Origin of the sequence: Echinimonas agarilytica (assembly GCF_023703465.1) — a bacterium.
Classification (GTDB): Bacteria; Pseudomonadota; Gammaproteobacteria; order Enterobacterales; family Neiellaceae; genus Echinimonas; species Echinimonas agarilytica.
The window spans coordinates 1-1,815 of the sequence record NZ_JAMQGP010000015.1; the positions used below are offsets into that span (position 1 = coordinate 1).

Genomic DNA, 1,815 nt, shown 5'->3' on the forward strand with positions numbered 1-1,815 from the left:
GCAAGACAATCTGTGTGAACACTCAGCAATAAGACTGAGATTTTAGGTAAGGAGGTGATCCAGCCCCAGGTTCCCCTAGGGCTACCTTGTTACGACTTCACCCCAGTCATGAATCACTCCGTGGTGATCGTCCCCCCGAAGGTTAGACTAATCACTTCTGGAGCAACCCACTCCCATGGTGTGACGGGCGGTGTGTACAAGGCCCGGGAACGTATTCACCGCAACATTCTGATTTGCGATTACTAGCGATTCCGACTTCATGGAGTCGAGTTGCAGACTCCAATCCGGACTACGACACACTTTAAGGGATTCGCTCACTATCGCTAGCTTGCAGCCCTCTGTATGCGCCATTGTAGCACGTGTGTAGCCCATCCCGTAAGGGCCATGATGACTTGACGTCGTCCCCACCTTCCTCCGGTTTATCACCGGCAGTCTCCTTAAAGTTCCCACCCGAAGTGCTGGCAAATAAGGACAAGGGTTGCGCTCGTTGCGGGACTTAACCCAACATTTCACAACACGAGCTGACGACAGCCATGCAGCACCTGTCTCAGAGTTCCCGAAGGCACAATTCTATCTCTAGAAAATTCTCTGGATGTCAAGGGATGGTAAGGTTCTTCGCGTTGCATCGAATTAAACCACATGCTCCACCGCTTGTGCGGGCCCCCGTCAATTCATTTGAGTTTTAACCTTGCGGCCGTACTCCCCAGGCGGTCAACTTAATGCGTTAGCTCCGCCACCCACAACTTAAAGTCACAAGCAGCTAGTTGACATCGTTTACGGCGTGGACTACCAGGGTATCTAATCCTGTTTGCTACCCACGCTTTCGCATCTGAGCGTCAGTTTTTGTCCAGGGGGCCGCCTTCGCCACTGGTATTCCTTCAGATCTCTACGCATTTCACCGCTACACCTGAAATTCTACCCCCCTCTACAAAACTCTAGTCTGCCAGTTCCAAATGCTATTCCGGGGTTGAGCCCCGGGCTTTCACATCTGGCTTAACAGACCGCCTGCATGCGCTTTACGCCCAGTAATTCCGATTAACGCTCGCACCCTCCGTATTACCGCGGCTGCTGGCACGGAGTTAGCCGGTGCTTCTTCTGTCGCTAACGTCACAGTAACTGGGTATTAACCAGCTACCTTTCCTCACGACTGAAAGTGCTTTACAACCCGAAGGCCTTCTTCACACACGCGGCATGGCTGCATCAGGGTTTCCCCCATTGTGCAATATTCCCCACTGCTGCCTCCCGTAGGAGTCTGGACCGTGTCTCAGTTCCAGTGTGGCTGATCATCCTCTCAAACCAGCTAGAGATCGTCGCCTTGGTGAGCCATTACCTCACCAACAAGCTAATCTCACTTAGGTACATCCAAAGGCAAGAGCCGAAGCCCCCTTTCACCCGTAGGTCATATGTGGTATTAGCTATCGTTTCCAATAGTTATCCCCCACCTCTGGGCAGTTCCCTAAGCATTACTCACCCGTCCGCCACTCGTCAGCAAAGAAGCAAGCTTCTTTCTGTTACCGTTCGACTTGCATGTGTTAGGCCTGCCGCCAGCGTTCAATCTGAGCCATGATCAAACTCTTCAATTAAAAGTTTTAATCTTTGCTCAACGTTTCTTGAATTGACTGTTCTATTCGAACACTCTTCAGAAAGTTGATAATTTTTGAATCTCAACTTACTGCGAGTGCCCACACAGATTGTCTTGCTAAATTGTTAAAGAGCGTCGCTTCGGCGTTGCCGTTGCGGGAGGCGTATAATACGCTTCCGGTGGTTAGTGTCAAGCGATTCAATGAATCTTTTTTGCTAACCGATTTTCTTCAC

The 1,815-nt window shown here is 50.6% G+C and carries 1 rRNA gene; it reads right to left on the reverse strand.

Annotation, left to right across the window (positions count from 1 at the left end):
• Nucleotides 1-47: 47 nt before the first annotated feature.
• Nucleotides 48-1,583: ribosomal RNA gene (locus NAF29_RS18025) — 16S ribosomal RNA — on the reverse strand.
• Nucleotides 1,584-1,815 lie beyond the last annotated feature (232 nt).